At 67.8% G+C, this 17,831-nt stretch carries 19 protein-coding genes; 7 read left to right on the top strand and 12 right to left on the bottom strand.

The window, feature by feature from the left end:
• Positions 1-2 precede the first annotated feature (2 nt).
• The 10 genes from ABNX08_RS11025 to ABNX08_RS10980 all read right to left on the bottom strand — a co-directional run bounded on the left by ABNX08_RS11025 (position 3) and on the right by ABNX08_RS10980 (position 9,385).
• Positions 3-254, bottom strand: a complete 252-nt coding sequence (locus ABNX08_RS11025) for a DUF1289 domain-containing protein (protein ID WP_022535278.1) — start codon at positions 252-254, stop codon at positions 3-5.
• 88 nt (positions 255-342) lie between these two features.
• Entirely contained in the window at positions 343-951 is a 609-nt protein-coding gene (locus ABNX08_RS11020) for a PPC domain-containing DNA-binding protein (RefSeq protein ID WP_022535277.1), read from the bottom strand.
• A 64-nt stretch (positions 952-1,015) separates the two neighbouring features.
• Positions 1,016-2,173 (bottom strand): alpha-hydroxy acid oxidase, encoded by a 1,158-nt coding sequence (locus ABNX08_RS11015; RefSeq protein ID WP_022535276.1) that lies wholly within the window; start codon positions 2,171-2,173, stop codon positions 1,016-1,018.
• A 34-nt stretch (positions 2,174-2,207) separates the two neighbouring features.
• Complete coding sequence (locus ABNX08_RS11010; RefSeq protein WP_349607375.1) at positions 2,208-3,485, bottom strand: TRAP transporter large permease subunit; 1,278 nt, start codon at positions 3,483-3,485, stop codon at positions 2,208-2,210.
• Positions 3,486-3,501: 16 nt separating this feature from the next.
• Positions 3,502-4,002, bottom strand: a complete 501-nt coding sequence (locus ABNX08_RS11005; protein WP_022535274.1) for a TRAP transporter small permease — start codon at positions 4,000-4,002, stop codon at positions 3,502-3,504.
• 29 nt (positions 4,003-4,031) lie between these two features.
• The gene (locus ABNX08_RS11000) at positions 4,032-4,964 is read right to left on the bottom strand and encodes an amidohydrolase (protein ID WP_022535273.1); all 933 of its coding nucleotides are present in this window, start codon (positions 4,962-4,964) and stop codon (positions 4,032-4,034) included.
• A 12-nt stretch (positions 4,965-4,976) separates the two neighbouring features.
• On the bottom strand, positions 4,977-5,957 hold the full coding sequence (locus ABNX08_RS10995; protein ID WP_022535272.1) for a DctP family TRAP transporter solute-binding subunit: 981 nt from the start codon (positions 5,955-5,957) through the stop codon (positions 4,977-4,979).
• Positions 5,958-6,032: 75 nt separating this feature from the next.
• Complete coding sequence (locus ABNX08_RS10990; RefSeq protein WP_349607377.1) at positions 6,033-7,223, bottom strand: fumarylacetoacetate hydrolase family protein; 1,191 nt, start codon at positions 7,221-7,223, stop codon at positions 6,033-6,035.
• A 1-nt stretch (position 7,224) separates the two neighbouring features.
• Positions 7,225-8,190, bottom strand: coding sequence for a tripartite tricarboxylate transporter substrate binding protein (locus tag ABNX08_RS10985; protein WP_349607379.1), 966 nt, complete (start codon positions 8,188-8,190; stop codon positions 7,225-7,227).
• Positions 8,191-8,245: 55 nt separating this feature from the next.
• Entirely contained in the window at positions 8,246-9,385 is a 1,140-nt protein-coding gene (locus ABNX08_RS10980) for an iron-containing alcohol dehydrogenase (RefSeq protein ID WP_022535269.1), read from the bottom strand.
• 294 nt (positions 9,386-9,679) lie between these two features.
• Between ABNX08_RS10980 and ABNX08_RS10975 the strand changes: the two genes are divergently transcribed.
• The 5 genes from ABNX08_RS10975 to ABNX08_RS10955 all read left to right on the top strand — a co-directional run bounded on the left by ABNX08_RS10975 (position 9,680) and on the right by ABNX08_RS10955 (position 14,212).
• Positions 9,680-10,459: an enoyl-CoA hydratase-related protein gene (locus ABNX08_RS10975; protein WP_022535268.1), complete on the top strand. Its 780-nt coding sequence runs from the start codon at positions 9,680-9,682 to the stop codon at positions 10,457-10,459.
• 76 nt (positions 10,460-10,535) lie between these two features.
• On the top strand, positions 10,536-11,768 hold the full coding sequence (locus ABNX08_RS10970) for a CoA transferase (RefSeq protein WP_041681061.1): 1,233 nt from the start codon (positions 10,536-10,538) through the stop codon (positions 11,766-11,768).
• 45 nt (positions 11,769-11,813) lie between these two features.
• Positions 11,814-12,794 (top strand): tripartite tricarboxylate transporter substrate binding protein, encoded by a 981-nt coding sequence (locus ABNX08_RS10965; RefSeq protein WP_022535266.1) that lies wholly within the window; start codon positions 11,814-11,816, stop codon positions 12,792-12,794.
• Positions 12,795-12,798: 4 nt separating this feature from the next.
• Positions 12,799-13,716: an amidohydrolase family protein gene (locus ABNX08_RS10960; RefSeq protein ID WP_349607382.1), complete on the top strand. Its 918-nt coding sequence runs from the start codon at positions 12,799-12,801 to the stop codon at positions 13,714-13,716.
• Positions 13,717-13,801: 85 nt separating this feature from the next.
• Positions 13,802-14,212 (top strand): thioesterase family protein, encoded by a 411-nt coding sequence (locus ABNX08_RS10955; protein ID WP_022535264.1) that lies wholly within the window; start codon positions 13,802-13,804, stop codon positions 14,210-14,212.
• A gap of 66 nt (positions 14,213-14,278) precedes the next feature.
• Here the strand turns inward: ABNX08_RS10955 and ABNX08_RS10950 are convergent, their stop codons facing one another.
• A complete protein-coding gene (locus tag ABNX08_RS10950; protein ID WP_022535263.1) occupies positions 14,279-15,205 on the bottom strand; it encodes a transcriptional regulator GcvA in 927 nt (308 codons plus the stop codon).
• A 339-nt stretch (positions 15,206-15,544) separates the two neighbouring features.
• On the opposite strand from ABNX08_RS10950, the gene ABNX08_RS10945 reads away from it, so the two are divergent.
• Entirely contained in the window at positions 15,545-16,015 is a 471-nt protein-coding gene (locus tag ABNX08_RS10945; protein WP_022535262.1) for a PaaI family thioesterase, read from the top strand.
• A 139-nt stretch (positions 16,016-16,154) separates the two neighbouring features.
• Here ABNX08_RS10945 and ABNX08_RS10940 read toward each other — a convergent pair whose 3' ends face one another.
• Positions 16,155-16,700 carry a carboxymuconolactone decarboxylase family protein gene (locus ABNX08_RS10940; protein WP_022535261.1) on the bottom strand — a complete coding sequence of 182 codons (546 nt, stop codon included), beginning with the start codon at positions 16,698-16,700 and terminating at the stop codon, positions 16,155-16,157.
• 143 nt (positions 16,701-16,843) lie between these two features.
• Between ABNX08_RS10940 and ABNX08_RS10935 the strand changes: the two genes are divergently transcribed.
• Positions 16,844-17,809, top strand: coding sequence for an AraC family transcriptional regulator (locus tag ABNX08_RS10935; protein WP_022535260.1), 966 nt, complete (start codon positions 16,844-16,846; stop codon positions 17,807-17,809).
• Positions 17,810-17,831 lie beyond the last annotated feature (22 nt).

The raw sequence follows: 17,831 nt of genomic DNA, 5'->3' as shown, positions 1-17,831 counted from the left end.
TATCAGCCCTGCCGGAACCGCTTGGCAGTGCCTTCGCGGGTGATGCGCTCCCACACCACCTGCTTCTCTTCATCGCTGAAGAACACCCAGTTGCTGACCTCGGCCGCGGTGCGGCCGCAGCCCTGGCAGATTTCGTCGAACAGCGTCGAGCAGATGCCGATGCAGGGGCTGTCCGGGCCCTCGGACAGCGTGGAATCCGTGGAGCCGGTGTCCGGTTCAGGGCGGAACGGGGCGGATTCGGGGAACTGCGGCATGGTGGCGGATGAGGTCGGGGTGAAACGGGGGCTCATTATACGGGGTGGGGCCGACCGCCATCGGCCCACCCCTCAATCCCGTCTCCTCTTAGTGGCTATCGCGCAATCCCAGCACGTTGGCGCCGATCTTCGGGTCGATGCCGCGTTCCAGTTGCTGCGGATATGTCGTCACCGTCACTTCCAGCGATCCCGTGCCGACTTCCATCGACAGGATATGGCCGCCGTAGGTATCGAAGCTGCTGTCTCCCGCAACGCCATGCGCATGGATCGAGGGTTTGCCTTCCTTCCATGCCAGGCTGCCGACGATGCTGGCCATCTCGACATTGCGGAAGGTGCGCGGGTTGAACTGCTTCTTCCCCGCATCCCAGAAGCCGAATGTGACATTGGCGAAGCCGATGGCGGACAGGCTGGCGCTTGGCACCTTCTCGCAGATGGCGAAGGCTTCGATCTGCTCGAAGACGTTGTCGCCCATGCGCAGCACCAGCAGGTAGCCGGTGGGCGTCTTGATGTAGCGCGGCACGCTGTCGCGCGGATAGTTGGTGTTCTGGGCGCGGGCGTCCAGTGCCGCCTTGCATTCGGCGGACGGGGCCTGCTGCGCCGCGGCGGGCGCGGGCATCAGGGCGGCGGCGCCGAAGGCGGTGCCGGCTGCGAGCATGGCGAGCGCCTGGCGGGCGCGCAGGGTTGTGCGAAAGATCATTGGTTGTCTCCTGACGGGTTTGTTTGTGGTTGGGTTTGTGGCTACGACAAGCGGACTACGAGGATTACGAAGCGGGCGGATGTGGCGACAGCAGGATGTCCTTGCCGACCGCGCGGATGTCGGTGTGGCCGCAGAAGGCCATGGTCAGATCCAGTTCCTTGCGGATGATCTCCAGCGCGCGCGTCACGCCAGCCTGGCCCATGGCGCCCAGGCCATACAGCATCGAGCGGCCGATATAGACGCCCCTGGCGCCGAGCGCGACCGCCTTGAGCACGTCCTGCCCGGAGCGGATGCCGCCGTCCATATGGACTTCGATGCGGTCGCCCACGGCCTCGGCGATGGCGGGCAGCGCGCGGATCGATGCCGGCGCGCCGTCGAGCTGGCGCCCGCCGTGGTTGGACACGATCAGCGCATCCGCTCCCGACTGGCACGCCAGGCGCGCATCCGCGACGTCCTGGATGCCCTTGAGCACCAGCTTGCCGGGCCAGCGGCGGCGGATCCATGCCACGTCGTCCCAGTTCAGCGTCGGGTCATACTGGCGGCTGGACCAGTCGGCCAGCGAGCTCATGTCGTCGACGCCCTGCACATGCCCGATGATGTTGCCGAAGGTGCGCCGGCGCGTGCCCAGCATGCCCAGGCACCAGCGCGGCTTGCCCATCATGTTGAGCAGGTTCCACGGCGTCAGCCGCGGCGGCGCCGACAGGCCGTTGCGCAGGTCCTTGTGGCGCTGCGCGCTGACCGGCAGGTCCAGCGTCAGTACCAGCGCCGGGCAGCCGGCGGCGCGGGCGCGGTCCATCAGCCGCTCGACGAAGGCGCGGTCGCGCATCACGTAGAGCTGGAACCAGAACGGATGCCCGCCGGTGGCCTCGGCCACGTCTTCGATCGAGCAGATGCTGACGGTCGACAGCGTGAACGGCACCCCGAAATCGCGCGCGGCGCGGGCGGCCAGGATCTCGCCGTCGGCATGCTGCATGCCGGCCAGCCCGGTGGGGGCGATCGCCACCGGCATGGCCACCTCCTGGCCCAGCATCTGCGTGGCAATGCGGCGCTCGCCGATATCCACGGCCACGCGCTGGCGCAGCAGGATGCGGCCGAACGCATGCTGGTTGGCGCGGTAGGTGGATTCGGTCCACGAACCGGAGTCGGCGTACTCATAGAACATGCGCGGCACGCGCTGCCGGGCGAGCCGGCGCAGGTCCTCGATCTCGTTGATGGACGACATGGTGTGTTGTGTGGATATGGAACGGCGTGGCGGCTCAGTGCAGCCACGCGGCCGGCACGAGGATCAACTGCGGGAACAGCACGAACAGGAACATCAGCGCTGTCAGGCTCAGCAGGAAGGGCCAGACCCCTCCGATCACGCTGTCCAGGCTGCAGCGCGAAGTGCCGGCCACCACGTTGAGGACCGTGCCGACTGGCGGCGTCAGCAGGCCGATGGCGTTGTTGAGCACGAACATCACGCCGAAGTACACTGGATCGATGCCGGCCTTGGTGATCACGGGCATCAGGATCGGCGTCATGATCAGCACCGTCGGCATCAGGTCGAGCGCGGTGCCCACCACGATCACCAGGATCATGATGACGAACATCAGCAGGATCTTGTTGTCGATGAAGGGCTCGAGCAGGTCGGTTACCTGCGCCGGGATATTGGCGATGGTGATCAGCCATGCCGAGACCAGCGCGCACGCCACCAGGAACAGCACCGTGCTGGAGGTCTTGGCCGCGGTGACGATCAGCCCGGGCAGGGCACGCAGCTTCAGCTCGCCGTAGACGAAGCGGCCGACGACGATGGCGTAGACCACCGCCACCACGGCGGCCTCGGTCGGCGTGAAGGCGCCGATCTTCATGCCGCCGATGATCACCACCGGCAGCACCAGCGCCCACACGCCATCGAGCGCGGCCTTGGCGAGGCGGCGCGCACTGAACGGCTCCACCGGCGCCAGCTTCTCCTTGCGCGCGCAGAAGTGCCAGGTCACGGCGAGCGTCAGCGCCATCATCGCGCCGGGCGCGATGCCGGCCAGGAACAGCTTGGTGATCGACACCTGCGCCACCACGCCGAACACGACGATGGCGATCGACGGCGGGATCACCGGCGCGATAATGCCGCCCGCTGCGATCAGCCCCGCGGCGCGCGGCACGTTGTAGCCGGCGTTGCGCATCATCGGGATCAGCAGCGCGGCGACGGCGGCGGTATCGGCAACGGCCGAGCCGGAGATGCTGGCCACCACCGTGGCCGCGATGATCGCCACGTAGCCCAGCCCGCCGCGCACATGCCCGACCGCCGCGTCGGCCACGCGCACGATGCGTTGCGACAGCCCGCCGGCGTTCATCAGCTCGCCGGCGAGCATGAAGAACGGCACCGCCATCAGCGGATAGTTGTTGACGCCCTCCAGCATGTTCTGCGCGAGGATCTGCGTATCGAAATTGCCCAGGTGCAGCATCAGCGCGACACCGGAAGCGAGCAGCGCAAAGGCGATGGGCATGCCGAGCGACATCGCGCCCAGCAGCGAGCCGACAAAGACAAAGATGGTCATGATGGATTCCTTGCGCTTATTCGCCGGTGGCGCCGGACTGCGGCACCAGTTCGTGCTGCGGCATGCGGCCGCTGACCAGCCGCCACAACCCGTGCAGCAGCATCGCCGCCATGCCGACGCTGCATACCAGCAGGCAGGCGTAGACCACGCCCAGCGGCACGCCGGTGACGGGGGCACGGTCGTCCATGCCGATCGTTACCAGTTGCCAGGCGCCGTGCGCCAGCAGCAGGCAGCAGCCCAGCGCGCCGGCATCGGCTAGCAGGCGGCAGGCGCGCTGGCCGTTTTCGCCCAGGCGCGAGACCACGGTGGACATGCCGAGGTGGGCCTTGTCGTGCATCACCAGCAGCGCGCCGGTCAGCGTCAGCCACATGAAGACAAAGCGCGAGGCTTCTTCGGAGAAGGCAATGCCGGAATTGAAGACGTAGCGCAGGACCACGTTGCCGAAGACCAGCACGATCATGGTGGCCATCATGGCAACCATGGCGCCCTGGGCCAGGCGGAGCGTAATGCGGTTCATGATTGGGAACTCCTGGTTGGACGGGGGCGTCAGCGCAGGCTGGCTGCGGGCGCCTCGATCCGGTAAAAGCGCATGGCGTTGTCGTGCCACACCGCTTGTGCGGCGGCGTCGGGCAGGCCTTCCAGCCCGGCGGCCACGGTATTGACGATTTCGTGCAGCGACGCGCGCAGGCCGGAGACCGGCAGGTTGCTGGCGAACATGCAGCGCTGCCAGCCGAAGATCTCCAGCGCCTGGCGGATCACGCCGACATTGCCGGCGCGGTCCCACCCGGTGCCGGGCAGGCCGAACTCGGACAGCTTCAGGTGCACGCCGGGCAGGCTGGCCAGCGCCGCAAGTCCGCGGCGCCAGGCGGCCAGGCCCGCTTCCGAGCGGTCCCACGGCAGGCCGGTGTGCTCGACCACCACGGCGAGCCCCGGCACGGCCGCGATCGCCTCCGCGGCTTCCTCAAGGTGCCACCACGGCACGCGCAGGTCCCACGCCAGGCCATGCTCGGCCAGCCGCTGCAGGCCGGCCAGCCAGCGCGGGTCCTGGAGCGTGCCGGGCTGCCCGTGCACGCTGCCATCGGGGGTGCGGCTGGTGCGCGGCTTGCACCTTACGCCCCGCACCAGAGGAAAAGCCTGGTGCGCGCGCAGCTGCGCCGCCAGCGTGTCGCTGTTGAAATCGGCATGCGCCACGACCGCATTGGGAAAGCCGTGGCGAGCGTGGACCTGATGCAGCCACGCGGTCTCGGCCACCGACTCGTCGGCGTGCCGTTCGGCTTCGACATGCACGCTGGCGGCCAGGTGCAGCCCATCCCACTGCCGCAGGTAGTCTCGCGGATTGAAGTCCTGCCGCAGCGTGGCGTAGTCGCCGAGAAAGAAGGCGGCAGGGTCGTACCCTTCCTGCAGCCAGGGATGGCGCGCCGGGCCGAGCCGCCACAGGTGGTGGTGGGCATCGATGATGGCGGTGGGCATGGCGGGCATGGCGTGGTTCTCCTACCGCTGGGCGTCCATGGCGCGCAGCACGGCGTCGCCGTTCTTCTGCACGAACAGCTGGCGCGTTTCCTCGCGCACCACCTTGCGGATGCCGGCGTTGTCGGGATGCTCGTTGACCTGCACGCCCTTGGCGCGCAACGTAGCGATCGCGGCGGCTTCGTTGTCGGCATTGAGCTTGCGCTGGTAGGTGGCAGCGGCCGCGGCTTCTTCCAGCAGCACCTTCTGGTACTCAGGCTTGAGTGAATCGAATTTCGCCTTGTTCATCAGCACCACCAGCGCGGTATAGGCGTGGCGCGTCATCGAGACGTACTTCTGCACCTCGTACATCTTGGATGACACCATCAGCGTGGGCGGGTTCTCCTGGCCGTCGACCGCGCCGGATTCCAGTGCGCCGAAAACCTCGGCGAACGGCATCGGCTGCGGGCTCGCGCCCAGCAGCTGGAAGGCCTTGATATGCGACGGGTTGGGCGTGGTGCGGATCTTCAGGCCGCGGATGTCCTCGGCCTTGTTGATCGGCCGCTTGTTGTTGCCGAGGCTGCGGAAGCCGATCTCCCAGAAGGCCAGGCCCTTGATGCGGTGCGCGCCCAGCTCATCCAGCAGCGAGCGGCCGACCGGGCCGTCCAGTACCTTGTAGGCCGACGGACCATCCTCGAACTGGTAGGGCAGGTCCAGCACGTTCAGGCGCGGCGCCAGCCCGGTGACAAAGGGATTGCCGGTAGCACCGATGTCGATGGTGCCGCTGCGCACGCCTGTGACCAGCGTGGTGTCGTTGCCGAGCTGGCTGTTGGCGAAAACCTGGATCTCGACGCCGCCCTGGGTGCGCTCCTTGACCTTCTTGCTGAAGGCGAGCGCGGCCTGGTGCTGCGAATCGGATTCCGGAACGGTATGGGCAAAGCGCAGCTTGACGGGTGCCTGCGCGGCGGCCACGCCGGCGACGGACAATAGCGCTGCCAGCACGATATGCGGGATAACGTGTTTCATGGTGTCTCCTGGGTTGTCATGCGGCCCGGTCGGGTGTGCCGGGCTCTGTGCTGCCCCGTGCGGGGCAAGTAAGGATCAGGGAGGGGGATGCAGCAGGCCACGCCGGGCCAGGTTGGCCATCAATGCGCCGATGCCGAAGGTCCACGGCGGCAGTTCGTTGCTGTTGCCGACCCAGTTGACCAGCCCGCCGAGGTGTGCCGCGGAAATGCTGACGCGGTCGCCCGGATGGTGGGTGAAGCCGGCGCCCGGCGCGTCGCGATCCTGCACCGGCGCGAACAGCGTGCCGCAGAACAGCATCATGCCGTCGGGGTACTGGTGGTGCGCGCCCATCGCGTGCGCCACCAGCTCCTGCGGCGAGCGGCTGATCTGGGTCATGGCGCTGGCGCCGTGCAGCACGAAGCCATCCTCGCCTTCGATGGTCAGGGCGATCTCGGTGCGGGCGATCTCGTCGATGCCGAAATGTGCATCGCACAGCCGGATCCACGGGCCGATGCCGCACGACGCGTTGTTGTCCTTGGCCTTGCCCAGCAGCAGCGCGCTGCGGCCCTCGAAGTCGCGCAGGTTGACATCGTTGCCGAGCGCCGCGCCGACGGTCTCACCGCGCGGGGATACCGCCAGCACGACCTCCGGCTCGGGGTTGTTCCAGGTTGATTGCGGGTGCAGGCCGACGTCGACGCCGGTCCCCACCGACGACAGCGGCGCCGCCTTGGTAAAGATCTCGGCGTCCGGGCCGATGCCGACTTCCAGGTATTGCGACCACAGCCCCTGCGCGACCAGCACTTCCTTGATGCGCATGGCTTCGGGCGAACCCGGGCGCACCGACGCAAAGCCCGGGCCGACGATGGCGCTGACGCTCTCGCGCACGGCCGCGGCGCTGGCCGCATCGCCGCGTGCCCGCTCCTCGATCACGCGCTCGACCAGGCTGGCGGCGAAGGTCACGCCGGCGGCCTTGACCACCTGCAGGTCGTTCGGCGCCAGCAGGTGGCGGTGCGCAGGGTCCGGGCCATGCGCACAAGTCGCGTCGAGCCAGTCCTGCAGCGGCCCCAGCGAAGGCCCGGTGGCATTGCGCACGCGTTCGGCGCAGTCTGGCAGCGCGAGCAGTCCGGCGATGGTGGGCGCGGTGGTGCTGATGTCGAACAGCTCCGCGCCGCGCACGACAACCGTGGCGGGGCCGCCGTTCGGGCCAGGCAGCCAGGCACGCCCGACCAGCAGGGTGCGCTCCGCGTCGCGGGGCAGGGTTTCCTCAATCGTGATGCGTCGATTCATGTCACACCTTGACGTTGGCGTCCTTGACCACGCGCGCCCACTTGACGCGCTCCGTGGCGATGAACTGCGCAAAGCGCGCCGCCGTGCCGCCGCCGTCCTCGGCGCCGAAGCCGGCCAGCTTGCTGGCGACATCCGGCATCGCCAGCACCTTGTTCATGTCCGCATTCATGCGCTCGACCATTGGCGCCGGCAGGCCGGCGGGGCCGACCAACCCGTACCACGTGCCGGCATCGAAACCGGGGAAGCCGGACTCGGCCAGCGTCGGCACCTTGGGATAGCTGGCCGCGCGGCGCGGGCGCGTCTGCGCGATCGCCACCACCTTGCCGCCCTGGATCTGCGGCGTGGCCGAGGTCATGGTCTCGAAGCTGAAATCGATCTGGCCGCCGATCAAGTCCGTCAGCATCGGCGCCGAGCCGCGATAGGGCACGTGCAGCGCATCCACGCCGGCACGCAGCTTGAACATCTCCAGCGCCAGATGCTGTGCCGCGCCCGCGCCGGACGAGCCGAAGGTGATCTTGCCGGGCTGGCTGCGGCACAGCGCGACCACGTCGGCAACCGAACGCGCCCGCCCGCCGGTGTTGCAGATCAACAGGTTGGGCGTGACCCCGACCAGCATGATCGGCGTGAAGTCCTTCTCGACCGAATAGCCGAGCTTGGGATACAGGCTGGGCGCGATGGCGTGGTTGCTGATATTGGTCATCAGCAGCGCGGTGCCGTCGGGCGCCTGCCGCGCGGTGTATTCCGCCGCGACCACGCCGGCGGCGCCGGGGCGGTTCTCGACGATCACCGACACCTGCCACAGCGTCGACAGATGCTGCGCGATCACGCGGGCCATCACATCGGTGCCGCCGCCGGGCGGGAAGCCCACGATGATCCGGATCGGTCCGGCCGGCAGCGGCGAGGCTGCCCGCGCCAGCGGGGCGGCCAGCGCGGCCGCGCCCGCGCACAGGAAGGTGCGACGTTGCATGCTTGGTCTCCTTTGTTATTTTGTTTTGCTGTCTTGCTCGTGAGGTCGGCTTGGCTTACAGCGAATCCTGCAGCATCGCCAGGTAGTCTTCGGCGCTGGCCTCGCGCGGGTTGGTCTTGTGGCAGTGGTCCGCCAGCGCATAGTCGATCGCGCGCGGGAACAGCGCCGGATCCACGCCCATCTCGCGCAGCCCCGACGGCAGGCCCAGGCGGCGGCTCATGTCGCTGATCGCCGGCCCGATGGCGTCGGCATCGGGCAGCCCCATCGCCTGCGCGATGCGCGCCAGCTTGTCGTCTGCCTGCATCGACGGCGCGTCCGCGTTGAAGCGGATCACCGCCGGCAGCAGGACCGCGTTCAGGGTGCCGTGGTGCAGCGTCGGCATCAGTCCGCCGAGCGCGTGGCTCAGGCTGTGCACGCAGCCCAGGCCCTTCTGGAACGCCAGCGCGCCCTGCATCGACGCGCTCATCATTGCCAGCCGTGCGTCACGGTCCTGCGGATCGCGGCGGGCGCGCTCGATATGCAGCCAGGCGCGGCGCAGGCCATCCAGCGCGATGCCGTCGGCGGGCGGGTTGAAGGCGGGCGCCATGAAGGTCTCCAGGCAATGCGCGATGGCATCCATGCCGGTGGCCGCGGTCAGCATCGGCGGCAGGCCGATGGTCAGCTCGGGATCGCAGATCGCCACGCGCGGCACCAGGTAAGGCGAAAGCACGCCCACCTTGCGGCCATCGTCGAGGATCAGCACCGCGCCGCGGCCGACCTCGCTGCCGGTGCCAGCGGTGGTAGGGATGGCGATCACCGGCGCGGTGGCGGCCGTGATGCGCGCCACGCCGCCTTCGATCGCGGCGAACTGGCGCAGCGGGCCCTCGTGCGTGGCGCACACCGCCACGCCCTTGGCCAGGTCGATGGGCGAGCCGCCGCCCACCGCAATGATGCCGTCGCAGCGGTACTCGCCATAAAGACGCACGGCGTCGCGCATGGCGGCTTCGGTCGGGTTGGACGGCGTGCCGTCGTAGATCACGGCTTCGCAGCCAGGGCGCAGCTGCTCCAGCACGCGCTGGACGATGCCCGCCGCCTTGACGCCGGCGTCGGTGACCACCAGCGGGCGCGTGATGCCGATGCGTTCGCATTCCTGCGCCAGCAGCCCGATGGCGCCGAAGTCGATCTGGATCTGGGTGATGTAATTGATGAGGGCCATCTTGTCTCCATGCATGTGGGGTGCGCTGCCTGCCCGACTGCCCGAGGTGCTGACTGGCGGTCCTGCCGGCTGCATTGGTGACGAAGTCTAGGAACAAGCCCCGTCAGTCACAACGTGGATTTACTTGAAGGCAGCCCAAGAAAATCTCACAGCACCGTGCGCCTAGTTTTTCTTGAAGCGCCGCTGAGATTTTCTCGTTTTGACGCGCGCGGCGCCGGCCCTAGACTTGCGCTGACCAGCCGGATTCCGGACCCAGCCCGGAGTTGCCGGGCCTCCACCAAACCAACGACAACCATGAGACAACCGATCCTGATCGAGCGCGACGCCCAGGTCGCCACCATCACGCTGAACAACCCGGACAAGCTCAACGCCATGGACCTGTCCATGTGGCAGGGGCTGACCGGGGCCATCCAGAGCCTGTCCGCCGACGACACGCTGCGCTGCGTGGTGCTGCGCGGCGCCGGCGACAAGGCCTTTGCCGCGGGCGCCGATATCGCCGAGTTCGACACCATGCGCGCCAACGCCGCGCAGGCGCAGCAGTACGGCGAGATCACCAATGCCACCATGCGCGCCATCGCCGAATGCCGGCACCCGACCGTTGCGCTGATCCAGGGGGCGTGCGTTGGCGGCGGCCTGGAAATCGCATCGATGTGCGACCTGCGCATCTGCGGCAAGTCGAGCCGCTTTGGCGTGCCGGTCAACCGGCTCGGGCTGGTGATGTCGTATGGCGAGCTGGGCGGGCTGGTGGCGCTGGCGGGGCCGGCGACGGCGCTGGAGATCGTGCTGGAGGGACGGGTGTTCGATGCCGCGGAGGCACTGGAAAAGCGCCTCGTCAACCGCGTGGTGGCGGATGAGGCGGTGCCCGACGAAGCCTACGCGGCGGCACGCCGCATTGCAGCGGGGGCGCCGCTGGTAGCGCGCTGGCACAAGCAGTTCGTGCGCCGGCTGCTGGACCCCACGCCGCTGCGTCCGGAAGAGCATGCCGAGTCCTATGCGTGCTTCGACACCGAGGACTTCCGCATCGGCCACCGCGCCTTTATCGACAAGACCAGGCCGCAGTTCGTGGGCCGCTGAAAGCACCCGACTCCCGTTTTTTCTAATACCGCGGCGGCGCCACCCTGTGCGGCCGCCCGAACTTCAGGTGGTATCCATGAATTTGCCGTTATCGAAAATCAAGGTCCTGGACGTCAGCCAGATCATGGCGGGTCCGTTCTGCTGCATGCTGCTGGGCGACATGGGCGCCGACGTCATCAAGGTCGAGACCCCCGGTGCCGGCGACCAGACCCGCAAGTCGATGGGCTTCCGGCTCAAGGGCGATGACAGTGGCGGCTTCCTGGCGCTGAACCGCAATAAGCGCAGCGTCGAGATCGACCTGAAGAACCCCGCCGGGCTGGAAGCGTTCTATGAACTGGTGCGCGGCGCCGACGTGCTGGTGGAGAACAACCGGCCTGGCGTGGCCGCGCGCCTGAAGATCGACTACGCGGTGCTGCGCGAGATCAATCCCCGCCTGGTCTATGCCAGCATCTCCGGCTTCGGCCAGACCGGGCCGTGGTCGCGGCGCCCGGGGCTGGACCTGATCGCCCAGGCCATGTCGGGCGTGATGAGCGTGATGGGCCATCCGGACGCGCCGCCGGTCAAGGCCAGCGTGCCGATCGCCGACCTGGGCGCGGGGCTGTTCACCGCCTATGGCGTCCTCAGCGCGCTGATGGGGCGCGAGCACACCGGCCAGGGGCAGTATGTGGATGCCTCGCTGTTCGAGACGGCGCTCGGCCTGTCGGTGTGGGAGTCGGCGGAGTACTGGGGCACGGGCGAAGTGCCGGTGCCGATCGGCAGCGCCAACCGGATGAGCGCGCCGTACCAGGCGGTGCAAGCGGCGGACCGGCACTTTGTCATCGGCGCGGCCAATCCCAAGCTGTGGGCCGCGCTGTGCGATGTGATCGAGCGGCCGGACCTGCTCGCCGATCCGCGCTTTACCGACAATGCGGCGCGCATCCGCAACCGCGCCGCGCTGATCCCTGAAATTGAGGCAGAATTCGCGCGCAAGCCGGCGGCGGAATGGGTCGACGCGTTGCTCGCGGCCGGCGTGCCGGCGGCACCGATCTTCACCTACGACGAAGCGCTGTCCAGCGAACAAGCGGTCGCGCGCGACATGGTGCTGGAGATCGACCACCCGGTGGAAGGACGGGTCAAGGCGCTGGGGTTCCCCGTCAAGCTGAGCGGCACGCCGCAGCAGGTGCGCTATCCGGCGCCGTTGCTGGGGCAGCATACCGACGAGGTGCTGGGCGAGTTCGGCTTCGATCCGGCCACCGTCGTGCGGCTGCGTGCGCAGGGTGCGTTCGGCGCCCCGGTGCGCTCGCAAGAACTGGAACGCGGCGCCGCCTGAGCGCACCGCGGGATCATCTATACCGATAAGAGACAGGAGACAACCATGCAGATGTCACGTTCGCTATTGCGGCGCTGGGCGATGCCGGCGGCCGTGGTGCTAGGGCTGCTGGGCGGTACGGCCACAGCGAGTGCGGAAACCTACCCCAGCCGGCGCATCGAACTGATCGTGCCGTGGCAGGCCGGCGGCGGCGCCGACGTGGTGGCGCGCGCGCTGTCCGCGGCGGCGGCCAAGCACCTGCCGCAGCCGATCGTGGTGATCAACAAGCCGGGCGCCACTGGTGCAGTGGGGTTGGGCGAAGTGGTCCACGCCAAGCCAGACGGCTACAAGCTGGTGCTGTCGTCCAGCGAGTTGACCTTCCTCAATTACCTTGGGCTGGCCAAGTTCACCTACCAGGACCTGATCCCCATCGCACGCCTGAACGCCGATCCCGCTGCTGTAGCGGTGCGCGCCGACGCGCCGTGGACCACGATCGAGCAGTTCGTTGCTGATGCGCGCAAGCCGGATGCCAACATCCGCGTGGGGAATGCAGGGCAGGGTTCGGCGTGGCATATGGCTGCCGCCGCGCTGGCGGACAAGACCGGCGCGAAGTTCAACCATATCCCCTATGCCGGCGGCGCTCCCGCCACGCTTGCGCTGTTGGGCGGACATATCGATGCAGTCACGGTCAGCACGGCAGAGGTCTTCACGCACGTGGCCGCGGGCAAGCTCAAGGTGCTGGCCGTGATGGCCGACAAGCGCGTCAGCGGCTTCGAGAACGTGCCGACGCTGAAGGAGCGCAATATCGACCTGTCGATGGGGATCTGGCGCGGCATCTCGGCGCCCAAGGGCACGCCGCCCGAGGTGATCGCGGTACTGAAGACCGCCATTGCAAAGTCCGTGCAGGAGCCGGTGATGCGCCAGACGCTGGAGAAGCTGCATTTCAGCACCGATACCTATGCCGACGATGTGACACTGCAGGCCGCCATGGTGAAGGAGTCGGCGCAGTTCAAGCAGCTCGCTACCCGCATCTCCGTCAAGGAGTAGGCCCATGCGCGACGAACAAGCGGCGCCCGTCGAGCCCTTTATCGATGCGCACCAGCATTTCTGGGACCTCGGCGGCAATCCGTATCCGTGGCTGCAGGACGAAACGGTGCCGAACTTCCGCTATGGCGACTACTCGGCGCTGCGCCGGAATTACCTGCCGGAGGACCTCGCCCGCGACACGGCCGGTTGTGCGCCGGTCAAGACGGTGCACATCGAGGCAGAGTGGGCGCGCGCCAATCCTGTCGATGAGACTGCATGGCTGACGCAGCTCGCCGCGCGGACGGGGAGGCCAACGGTGATCGTCGGCCACGCCCAGCTTGACCGCGGCGATGTCGGGGAAGTGTTGGCCGGCCATGCCGCCTACGCCAGGATGCGCGGCATCCGCAACAAGCCAGTGACCGCGGCGCGGCGCGAGGACGCGCGGCGCGGGCTGCCGGGCTCGATGGACGACGAGCGCTGGCGGCGCGGCTACGCCTTGCTGGCGGGCCATGGCATGTCCTTCGACCTGCAGGCGCCGTGGTGGAACCTGGGCCAGGCGGCGGCGCTGGCGCGGGATTTTCCGGACACGCAGCTGATCCTGAACCATACTGGGCTGCCGGCTGATCGCAGCGAGGCGGGGCTGGCCGGCTGGCGCGCCGCGATGGCCGAGCTGGCCGAACAACCCAATGTCGCCTTGAAGATCTCGGGCCTGGGTTTGCCGGGCAAGCCGTGGAGGCAGGCCGACAACGTACCCGTGATCCGCGACGCCATCGCCATCTTTGGCGCCGGGCGCTGCATGTTCGCCAGCAACTATCCGGTGGACAGCCTGGTGGCCAGCTACGACACCATCGTGGCCGGCTTCCGCGCCGCCATCGCTAACTGTTCGCCGGAACAGCAGCGCGCGCTGTGGCACGACAACGCCCAGCGCATCTATCGCCTGTAGTCACACAACACATGGATATGCCACCGGCCCGCGCACATCGCGCCGGGTTGGATGGCTTCGTCCGCAACCATCAAAGGAATCCCTGATGAAGAACGGATTGCAACCCGGCGCGACCTGCTCGCGCACGCTGACGGTCGACCGCCAGCGCACCATCGATTTTCTCGGCGAAAGCCTGCGCATCTACGCCACGCCGGAACTGGTGCGCGATATCGAGCAGACCTGCCTGGACTTCCTGCAAGGCTATCTCGAAGATGGCGAAAGCTCGGTCGGCGCGGAGGTCTCGGTGCAGCACAGCGGGGCCACGCCGCTTGGCGGGGAAGTGCGCATCAGCGCGGAGGTGACTGCCATCGACGGGCGCAGTGTCACGTTCAGCGTGACTGCCGAAGATGCGGCGGAGACGGTATGCAGCGGCACGCATCGCCGCTTCGTGGTCGATATCGAGCGGCTGCGCGCACGCGTGCAGAAGAAGACGGCATCGATGCAGGGCGCCGCATAACGTTGCGCGGCATGCCTGCCGAGTGGGGCAGGGAGGTGTGACACGCGGGCTGCGCCCGCGCTGTCTTCAGGCGGGGGTCGGCTGCTGCTGGTCCGCCGCCACTTCCGCGCGGATCCAGTCGGTGAAGCTGCGGATGCGGCGGTCTTCCAGCCGCTCCTTCGGGAACACCACGAAGTAAGAGAACTCCACCGGCAGCCGGATCGATTCGAACAGGCGCACTAGCCGGCCTTCGGCCAGGTCCTGCTCGATCCAGTTCTTCTTGACCAGCGCCACCCCCAGGCCGCTGAGCGCGGCGTTGATGACCAGATGGCTCGGCCAGAACGACGGGCCGCGGCTGGCATCGACATCGGTGACGCCGGCGTGCTCCAGCCACATCGCCCAGTCCGGGTTGCTGACGTCCGTGTAAGTGCTGTCGTCGTGCAGCAGCGTATGGTGCTTCAGGTCCGACGGCGTTTCGAGCGGCTGTGGGCCCTGCAGCAGCGCCGGGCTGCAGACCGGGATCACTTCCACCGCCAGGCACAGCTCGCTATGCAGCCCGGGATAGTCGCCGCGGCCGTAGCGGATCGCCATATCGAAATCATCGCGCTCGAAATCGATGCGGTGGTTCGACGTCGACACCTTCAGGTCGATATCCGGGTGCGCCTTCATGAAGCGGTCCATGCGCGGGATCAGCCATTTGACCGCGAACGTGGGCGGCATATTGACCTTCAGCGCCGGGCGATCCTTGCTGTGCAGACGGTGCGTGGCATCGGCGAGCTGCTTGAACGCCAGCTGGACGCTGGGCAGGTAGGCCGTGCCGGCCGGCGTCAGCACCAGCGCCTTGGCCTCGCGGATGAATAGCTGTACGCCCAGGCTTTCTTCCAGCGCCTTGATCTGGTGGCTGACTGCCGATGGCGTGACGAACAATTCCTCGGCAGCCCGCGTAAAGCTCAGATGCCGGGCCGCCACTTCGAAGGCCCTCAGCGGGTTAAGTGGAGGAATCTGTCTCGACATATTGGGGGGTTACCGCAGAGTGGCAACGTTTCACTCGCATTCCTGTGGACGCCTTGCCGGCATGCTTGGTGTGGTCTCATCGGCAGGCCGGAGCACGATAGCATCCGTGCCATGGCGTGTGAATAGGGGGCTGTCCCCGTGTAGGGGAATCCATGTTCCCGGTCTCGCCGCTTGGTGTCATCGGGGATATTGGTGCGCTGCGTCCACCCTCGACGATGTGGCGCTCGCCGCGCTTAGGCCGATGCGATCGCCGCTCGACTACGTGCGACGTAATTGAGCCGATCTTCGTCGCTCGATATGCTGCGGTCATTGCCTGCCCATTCCAACCAGGAGACATCCATGCCGCAAACCATCGCCAGCCTTTCCCGCCAGCAAGAGCGCGACGCGAGCGTCGATCCGCGCATGCGCACCATGGTCGACACCGTGCTGATGGGCTCGCCAGTCGCCCGCGCGCTGGGCGTACGGCTGGCCAGCCTGGCGCCGGAGCATGTCGAGCTGGAGATGCCGTTCCTGCCGACCAACGTGACCTACGGCAGCATCGTTCACGGCGGGGTGATCGCCACGCTGATCGACATCGCCGGGGCGGCTGCGGCGGCATCGGGCGCCAATGGCGATGAAATGAAGGGCATGGCCACCAGTTCGCTGTCGATCCAGTACCTGGCGCCGGCGCAAGGAGCGGCGTTGCGCGCCGTGGCGACCGTGGTGCGGCGAGGCCGACGCCAGGTGGTGACCGATGTATCGGTGTACGCAGAAGCGCCCGATGAGGGCGTCCTGGTCGCCAAGGCGTTGATGAGCAGCGCGATGTTCTGATTGTGGTGGCGGGCGCGGCGGCGCGCCCGTTTCCTAATATGAAAACGCAATTAACCGCCGTAACTTTAGGCCAGGCTGATGACGGACGCTCGCGGGCCCCGGCCTGCAGGCTGCCGGGCGTGAGGCTTGATCCAAACCGTCAGGCAGCTGTGCGCAGCTTGATTCTCGGGAAATCGACTGGCACGGCGAAGGCCACGTTCACGTAGTTGGTGAACAGGTTCAGCGCCACGTGCGCCAGAATCTCGACGATCTGCTCGTCGTTGAAGCCGGCCTCGCGCAGTTGCGCCACATCGGCATCGCTGACCTGGCCGCGGTCGTTGACCAGCTTGAGCGCGAACGACAGTGCCGCGGCCGTCTGCGGATCCTGCGCTCGGCCGGCCTGCGCCTCCGACATTTCCTGGGCGGTCGCGCCGGCCTTCTGGCCGAGCGCGGTGTGGGCCGCCAGGCAGTATTCGCAATGGTTGCGGTCGGCCACGGCCACGGCGATCTTTTCGCCCAGGGCCGCGCCCAGTACGCCGCCGCCGAGCGCGCCGAAGGCGCCCCACATGCTGCGCAGCGCGGCGGGGGAATTGGCCACGGCACGGAACATATTGGGGGTGGCGCCAAACGCGCCGTGGATCTCGCTCAGCAGGGCCTTGCTGTCGCCCGAGGCATTGGCGGGATTGACGAGAGGAACGCGGGACATGGTGGACTCCTTGGTCTTGGTGGAAGGGAAAAGGCGTTGCGATCGCCTTGGAATTCAGTATGGTCGTCCATGGCGTACTATGAGATACGTTTCATCCTGAAAACATATCGATTCGTCCAGCTAGTTAAAGTGACCCAATCGCCATGCCTCAGCCGGTAGACCGCCTTTCCGCCTTGCTGGAGCGCTTCCGCGCCCGCGCCCACCTGTTCCACCAGGGCCCGCTGTGCGGCCTGACGCAGTTCGCGGCACAGCCGGGCCGCGGTTTCCTGCACGTCCTTCGGCGCGGCGAGCTGGAACTGCGGCACACGCCTGGTTCCGGACTCCCCGCGACACTGCGATTCGATGAGCCGACGCTGCTGTTCTATCCGCGCCCGATCCACCACATGTTCCACAACCCGCCAGAGGAAGGATCGGATTTCATTTGCGCTGCGCTCGATTTCGACGGTGGCGCGCGCAACCCCGTGGTGCGCGCGCTGCCGCCCCTGATCGCCTTGCCGCTGGCACGCGTGGCGGGCCTGGAGCAGGCGCTGTCGCTACTGTTCGCAGAAGCCGGCCAGGTGCGCTGCGGCCACCGCCTGCTGGCCGACCGGCTGTTCGAAGTCGTGCTGATCCAGCTGCTGCGCTGGCTGATCGACTATCACGAAGAAGCCGGCATCCAGGCCGGCCTGATCGCCGGGCTGTCGGACCCGCGCCTGGCGCGCGCGCTGGTGGCGCTGCATGAGGATCCGGGCGCGGCGTGGGACCTGCCCCGCATGGCCGAGCGCGCGGGCATGTCGCGCAGCGCGTTTGCCGCCGCGTTCCGGCGCATCGTGGGCCAGCCGCCGGCCGATTACCTGACCGACTGGCGGCTGTCACTGGCGCAGGCCCAATTGCGGCTCGGGCGGCCGGTCAAGTCGGTGGCGCTGGAGCTGGGCTATGCCAATGCGTCGGCGCTGTCGCGGGCGTTCAGCGCACGGCTGGGCGAATCGCCGCGGCAATGGCTGGAGCGGGAGGAGGAGGGGACAGAAGCAGGGCAGGCCAGGGAACTGCCGCTGGCCGATACAGCCGCCGGTTTGCTTCCCTCTCCCGCAAGCGGGAGAGGGGCCGGGGGAGAGGGCAGGAGCGTTTAGCGGCGAGACCGCCCGCTCCACG

It is taken from the genome of Cupriavidus sp. DF5525 (genome assembly GCF_040149425.2).
In the GTDB taxonomy this organism is placed as follows: domain Bacteria; phylum Pseudomonadota; class Gammaproteobacteria; order Burkholderiales; family Burkholderiaceae; genus Cupriavidus; species Cupriavidus pickettii_A.
Note: the sequence above shows the minus strand (reverse complement) of the source record. Positions and strands in the feature narration are given on the sequence as shown.